The organism is Streptomyces sp. rh34 (assembly GCF_002551245.1).
Classification (GTDB): Bacteria; Actinomycetota; Actinomycetes; order Streptomycetales; family Streptomycetaceae; genus Streptomyces.
Map to the genome: position 1 here is coordinate 1 of NZ_NTGZ01000341.1, position 6,837 is coordinate 6,837.

Annotated in this window: 4 protein-coding genes; 3 read left to right on the forward strand and 1 reads right to left on the reverse strand. The window is 73.0% G+C overall.

Annotated features, from left to right (window positions below):
- The coding region (locus CR470_RS34585; RefSeq protein ID WP_107489531.1) for an amino acid adenylation domain-containing protein at positions 1 to 2,437 on the forward strand (2,437 nt) is incomplete at its 5' end.
- A 59-nt stretch (positions 2,438 to 2,496) separates the two neighbouring features.
- On the opposite strand, the gene CR470_RS34590 is transcribed toward CR470_RS34585, so the two are convergent.
- Positions 2,497 to 4,050, reverse strand: a complete 1,554-nt coding sequence (locus CR470_RS34590) for a ricin-type beta-trefoil lectin domain protein (RefSeq protein ID WP_097871381.1) — start codon at positions 4,048 to 4,050, stop codon at positions 2,497 to 2,499.
- 105 nt (positions 4,051 to 4,155) lie between these two features.
- On the opposite strand from CR470_RS34590, the gene CR470_RS34595 reads away from it, so the two are divergent.
- Both CR470_RS34595 and fomD read left to right on the forward strand, forming a co-directional pair.
- Positions 4,156 to 5,571 (forward strand): class II fumarate hydratase, encoded by a 1,416-nt coding sequence (locus CR470_RS34595; protein WP_097871382.1) that lies wholly within the window; start codon positions 4,156 to 4,158, stop codon positions 5,569 to 5,571.
- Between the two features lie 103 nt (positions 5,572 to 5,674).
- Positions 5,675 to 6,361 carry a cytidylyl-2-hydroxypropylphosphonate hydrolase gene (gene fomD, locus CR470_RS34600; protein ID WP_097871383.1) on the forward strand — a complete coding sequence of 229 codons (687 nt, stop codon included), beginning with the start codon at positions 5,675 to 5,677 and terminating at the stop codon, positions 6,359 to 6,361.
- Positions 6,362 to 6,837: the final 476 nt, after the last annotated feature.

The window sequence follows — 6,837 nt, forward strand, 5'->3', positions numbered from 1 at the left end:
AGATGTGTATAAGAGACAGGCCGAGGCCCGCCGCCCGGTCGCGTCCGGCCACCGGCTGCGGGCGGTGCTGCTGCGGTACGTGGACGGGGCGGGAGCGGACGGCGGCCCCGGCCCGGATCTCGTGCTGACCGCCGACGGGTCCGCGCTGGACGCCCGCTCGTTGCGGCTCGTCGCCCGGGTGCTGCGGGGCGACCTGGCCCCGGACGCGGTGACACCGCTCGACGGTGCGGGCTCCGCGAAGGGGCGCCCGCACCGTCGTCCGGACGAGGAGACCCGGCGGCTCGCCTCGGCGCTCGCGGTCACCGTCGGGCGGTACGAGGGTGCGGCCTCGGTGCGCGTCGCCGTCCCCGTACCGGCCCGGGACCGGCCCCCGTACGCGCTGGGGGCGCTCGACGGATACGCGGTGTTCACGGCGGACCTGTCGCCCGGCCGTACGGTCGCGGACCTGCTCGCCACCGAGCCGACCGTCCCGGCGGAGGGCGACGAACCGCCCGCGCTCGGCCTGGTGGCGGACGAGGAGGGCGGGCCGGCCACCCTGCCGGCCGACCCCGACGACCTCCCCGTGCCGCGCGGTCATGTGGAACGCGTACACGCGGCGCTGCCGGCCTGCCCGCCCAACACGCCGCTCTCGGCACTGAATCCACTGAGCGAGGCCGAGTGCGCGCGGCAACTGGCCCTGGGAGCACCACGGAAGGCCCCGGACCCGCGGTCCCTCCTCCGCGTCGACGAGGCCTTCGCCGCTCAGGCCGCCGCCCGCCCGCGATCTCCCGCACTCACCGTGGGATCCACCACGCTCTCGTACGCCGAACTCGAGGACCGCGCCGAGGCGTTGGCCGACGGGCTGTACGCCCACGGCGTCCGCCCCGGTGATCTCGTGGGCCTCTGCCTGCCGCGCGGAGCCGATCTGGTGGCCGCGATGCTCGCCGTGCTGAAGGCGGACGCGGTCTACGTACCGCTGGATCCGGAGCATCCGGCGGACCGCCGGGAGCGCACCGCACGGGACGCGGGTGTCCGACTGACGGTCGAGGACCCGGCCGTCCTCACCGGCCACCCGCCTCGCCCCGCCACGCCCCGGGGCCCGGCCACCGGCCCCGCGTACGTCATCCACACCTCGGGGTCGACCGGCCGCCCCAAGGGGGTCCTCGTCCCGCACGCCGGTGTCACGGCCCTGGTCGGCTCCGTCCGCGACGACTTCGGCCTCTCCCCCGACGACACCTGGACGTGCTTCCACTCGGCGGCGTTCGACTTCTCGGTGTGGGAGATCTGGGGCGCACTGCTGACGGGCGGGCGGCTGGTCGTCGTGGACCACTGGACCTCGCGCTCGCCGGAGGACTTCCACGCGCTGCTGGTACGGGAGCGGGTGAGCGTGCTGAGCCAGACCCCGTCGGCGTTCACCCAGCTCGTGGCGGCCGACCGGACGGGCGGCGCGCTGCCCGCCCTGCGGCTGGTGGTGCTGGGAGGCGAGCCGCTGGACGCCCGTCCGCTGCTGGGCTGGTTCGACCGGCACCCGGAGGACCGCTGCCGCCTGGTCAACATGTACGGGATCACCGAGACCACGGTGCATGTCACGGCGGCCACGGTGACCCGCCGCGAGGCGCTCGCCGGATCCCGGTCGGTGGGGCGGCCCCTGCCGGGCTGGTCGGTCCGGGTCCTGGACCCGCACGGGCGTCCGGTGCCGCCGGGTGCGCCCGGGGAGATCCATGTGGGCGGGGCGGGCGTGGCGCTCGGCTATCTGCACCGGCCCGCCCTGACCGCCGAACGCTTCGTCCCGGACGTCCTGCACCCGGCCGGGCGGCTCTACCGCAGCGGCGATCTGGGGCGGCTGCTGCCCGACGGGACGCTGGAGCACCTGGGCCGGATCGACGACCAGGTGAAGGTGCGGGGCTTCAGGATCGAGCCGGGCGAGATCCGGCACGTGCTGCTGGAGGACCCGGCGGTGTCGGCGGCGGCGGTCACCGTGACCGGCGGCGAGGGCGGGGACGCGGCGGCCGTGCGGATCGACGCGTACGTGGTCCCCGCCCCGGGGGCGGGCGAGGAGGCCGGTCCCGTACGGGAGCGGGCCGCCCGGCTGCTCCCCCCGCACATGGTGCCCGCGACGGTGACCGTGCTGCCGGCCCTCCCCCTCACCGCGAACGGCAAGCTGGACCCGGCCCGGCTGCCCACGCCCGGAGCGCGCCGGACCCCGGAACCCGCACCTCCGGCACCCGAAGCTCCCGAGGCCCCGGCCGCCGCCCTCACCTCCATCTGGCAGGAGGTGCTGGGCGTCGCCTCGGTCGGCCCGGAAGACGACTTCTGGGACCTGGGCGGCAATTCGCTGTACGCGATCCGGATCGGCACGCTCGCCCGGGAGCGCGGGCTGCCCGGCATACCGCTGCGGCAGCTGTATCTGACGCCGACGCTGGGGGCGCTGTCCGAGGCACTCGCCCGGGAGGCGTGAGAGGAAGGCACGACGAGGGGGCGACCGCACCACGGCGGCCGCCCCCTCGCACGCGGCGGTTACACGAAGCGCTGGTTCGCGCCGCCGTCGCACGTCTGGAGCTTGAGCGGGTCCTTGGCCCCCGCCAGCGTCAGACACAGGCCGGTCGCGGCGGCCGGGCGGACGGTGCCCGCCTGCCGGACGAACTTCTGGTTGGCCGCGCCCGAGCAGTCCCACACGACGAGCGTGGCGCCGGGGTCGTACTTCGCGCCCGGCACGTCCAGGCAGCGGTCGTGGCTGAGCGCGGTGCGGGCCGTCCGCGTACCGGCGTCGTACCACCAGTTCTGGTTGCGCCCGCCGTGGCAGTCCCAGCCGCCGATCGCGGTGCCGTTACGGGTGACCGAGGCGGGCACGTCCACGCAGGAGCCGGTCGCCTCGTTCCTCAGCGGGGCGAACAGGTCGTCCCAGGCCGCTCCCGTCAGAACCGGGTCTCCGGTGCTCGCCGGGTCGGCGCAGCTCGCCTCGCGCAGCCCGGAGTCGTACAGCTGGGTGAGGCAGGACGCGAAGGCCCGGTGGCCGGCCGCGTTGGGGTGGAAGGACTGCCGGACGGAGTTCTCGTCGGGCAGGCCCGGCTTGCTCAGGTCGATGTAGAGCCCGCGCGCCCAGGCGTTCTCGGTGCAGACCTCATGGCCGTGGAAGAGCCGGGAGTTGTCGAGGTAGGTGGCGCCGGTGGCGGCGGCTGCCTTGCGCATGCCGGCCTGGAAGGCGGGCACGGCCGTGTTGCGGCCCCAGACGGTGTCGGAGTCGTAGCCGAGTCCGCCGCAGATCAGCTTGCCGGGGAACTTCGGGTTGTCGCGGAAGTCCGGGCCGATCGGGCTCGGGTAGCCCATCAGGACGAGCTTGTAGTCGCTGTTCGCGTACCCGGCGTCCGTCATGACGGTGCGCAGGTCGCGGACGGTCTGCTCGACCTTGGGGACCAGCGCGTCGACGCGGGCCTGCCAGCCGCCCGCGTACTTCGGCTCGCAGGGACCCTGGAGGCTGATGTAGCGGACCACGCAGTCGGTCATGACCGGGCCGAACTGGAGGTCGTCGTTGGCCCCGGCGACCAGGACGATCATCTTGATCCGGGTGTTGCGGGCCTTGATCGCGAGGCTGTCGCTCTGCACGAGTTCGTCGGCGTACTGCTGGTTTCCGCCGATTCTGATGTTCCCGGTATAGGCGCCGGAGCACGAGACGTTGTACGTGACGTCCGCCGCGATGCCCGTGCGGTGGATGGCGGCGTCCGGTGAGCGGTGGCACCAGTTGTCCGGCCCGTTGGTGCCGGGGTCGTAGGTGCCGACGCCCTCGCCGGAGATCTCGCTGTCGCCGAGCGAGATCAGTCCGGTCCTGCGGTCGTCGAGCGGCCGCTCGGCGGGGCTCCCGTACAGCTGGGTGGCCTCGGCGGCCCGGACGGCTTCCAGTGCGGGCGGGAGAGGGGTGGATGCGATAGAGCTGGTACCCGACTCCGTCGCGCCCGCGGGTCCGGCGGCGGCCATACCGCCGACGGCGGCCGCGAGAGCGACGGTGGCCGCGACCGTACAGCGGAGCCGGCGAAGGCTTCCGAGCCCTCGAAGTCTGGTGCTGGTGCGCCTCATTGCGCCTCCCGGTAGTGGTTACCCCCGGTATTTACTGGTCGGTAGGCGACTTGGGAATACATGGAACAAGAGAAGTGCTCATCTTTTTCAGGAGGTTTAAACACCATGGTCGACACGTCAGGTGACACGCCCCGCGACAACGGGTTCCGGATCGAGCACGACTCGATGGGCGAGGTGAAGGTCCCCGCGGCCGCCAAGTGGCGCGCCCAGACCCAGCGGGCGGTGGAGAACTTCCCCGTCTCCGGGCAGCGGCTGGAACGGGCGCACATCGAGGCGCTGGCCCGGATCAAGGGCGCGGCGGCCAAGGTCAACGCCGAGCTGAAGGTACTGGATCCGGACATCGCCACCGCGATCCAGGAGGCCGCCGCCGAGGTCGCGTCGGGCCACTGGGACGAGCACTTCCCGGTCGACGTGTTCCAGACGGGCTCGGGCACCTCGTCGAACATGAACACCAACGAGGTGATCGCCACCCTCGCCACCGAGCGCCTCGGCCGGGAGGTCCACCCCAACGACCACGTGAACGCCTCCCAGTCGTCCAACGACGTCTTCCCGTCCTCCATCCACATCGCGGCCACCGCCGCCGTGACCGCCGACCTGATCCCCGCCCTGGACCACCTGGCGGAATCCCTGGGGCGGAAATCGGCCGAATTCTCGGAGGTCGTGAAATCCGGCCGTACGCATCTGATGGACGCCACCCCGGTCACCCTGGGCCAGGAGTTCGGCGGTTACGCGGCACAGATCCGCCACGGCGTGGAGCGGCTGCGCTCCTCCCTCCCCCGGCTCGCCGAACTGCCCCTGGGCGGTACGGCGGTCGGCACCGGAATCAACACCCCGCCCGGCTTCTCCGCGGCCGTGATCGCGGAGGTCGCCGACGCCACGGGGCTGCCGCTCACCGAGGCCCGCGACCACTTCGAGGCGCAGGGCGCGCGGGACGGTCTGGTGGAGACGTCGGGCCAACTGCGGACCGTCGCCGTCTCCCTGACGAAGATCTGCAACGATCTGCGGTGGATGGCGTCGGGTCCTCGCACGGGCCTCGCCGAGATCGCGCTGCCCGACCTCCAGCCCGGCTCGTCGATCATGCCGGGCAAGGTCAACCCGGTGATCCCCGAGGCGGTCCTGATGGTCGCCGCCCAGGTCACCGGCAACGACGCGACGGTCGCCACGGCCGGCGCGGCGGGCAACTTCGAGCTGAACGTGATGCTCCCGGTCATCGCGAAGAACCTCCTGGAGTCCGTACGGCTGCTCGCCAACGCCTCCCGGCTGCTCGCGGACCGTACGGTCGACGGCATCACCGCCGACGTGGAGCGGGCCCGCGCCTACGCCGAGTCCTCGCCGTCCGTGGTGACCCCGCTGAACAAGTACATCGGCTACGAGGAGGCGGCGAAGGTCGCCAAGAAGTCCCTCAAGGAAGGGACGACGATCCGCGAGACGGTCCTGGCTTCGGGCTACGTCGAGCGCGGCGACCTGACGATGGAGCAGCTCGACGAGGCGCTGGACGTGCTGCGGATGACGCGTCCGTGAGCGCGGGGCGGGGCGCCCGGTGACGCCCGGCGGTGTCCGGTGGATCGGGACCGGGTGACCTGAGTCGCAGCGGGCCGGTGGGAGCGCTCCGTAAGATCCCTCCATGACAGGTACGGGAGAGTACGCGCGCTGGGCGCCGGGGGACCAGATCCTCTGGCGCTACCGCGACAACGGCCGGGCCCACCGGACGGCCGGCGTCCCGCCCGTGCACATCTGCCGCCCGGTGACCGTCGTCCAGGACACCGACGAGCTGCTCGCCGTCTGGATGGCGCCCGGGACCGAGTGCGTACGGCCGGTACTGGCCGACGGCACCCAGGTGCACGCCGAGCCGCTGGCCACCCGCTACACCGCGCCGCGCACCACGGCCCGCTCGACCTGGTTCGGCTCCGGGGTGCTGAAGCTGGCCAAGCCCGGGGACCCGTGGTCGGTGTGGCTGTTCTGGGACCGGGGCTGGATGTTCCGCAACTGGTACGTGAACCTGGAGGAGCCCCGGACCCGGTGGTCCGGAGGGGTGGATTCCGAGGATCACTTTCTCGACATCTCCGTGAACCCCGACCGGAGCTGGAAATGGCTCGACGAGGACGAGTTCGCCCAGGCGCAGCAGGTCGGTCTGATGGACCGGGCGACCGCGGCCCGGGTCCGGGAGGCGGGCCGCGCGGCGGTCGAGGTGATCACCGGTTGGGGGGCGCCGTTCCGGGACGGCTGGGAGCACTGGCGGCCCGATCCTCGGTGGCAGGTGCCGCCGTTGCCGGATGACTGGGACCGTACCCCTGCCCGTATGCCGTCGTGAGACCCTGGAGAGACCCTTCGGGCGGCCCGGTCGGCAGGTCCGGTCCTACGGAGGGCTGATCGCCGCAACCAGCGGGCACCACACCGGAACTGACCACAAGTCACCACACCGGTCGTGCGGAGGGACGGGCCACGGACCCGGACGTTCCGCTCGGTCGCGGGAGCCACTACGAGGGGGTGGAGACGTGCACGCTGTCCGCTGCCCTCTCGCCGCGTCCGTCGCCGGAGGGGGCGTCTGTCGGCCATCTCCGCGACGCTCGGTTTCGGCCCCTTCATCGGGGGCATCCGGTGACAGCCGTTGTTCTTCCCGCGCTTGCCGGGGCACAGTAGCGCCCCACGAGGTGACTGCCTCATACAACCGGCCCGGACGGACGGAATCCCACGCGTGACGGAGCATCCCACCTCCCACGAAGGCCGGCAGCCTCTGGCGGCCCGGCAGCAGGAGCGCACCCGGCCCCGGCAGCAGGACGCCGCGGC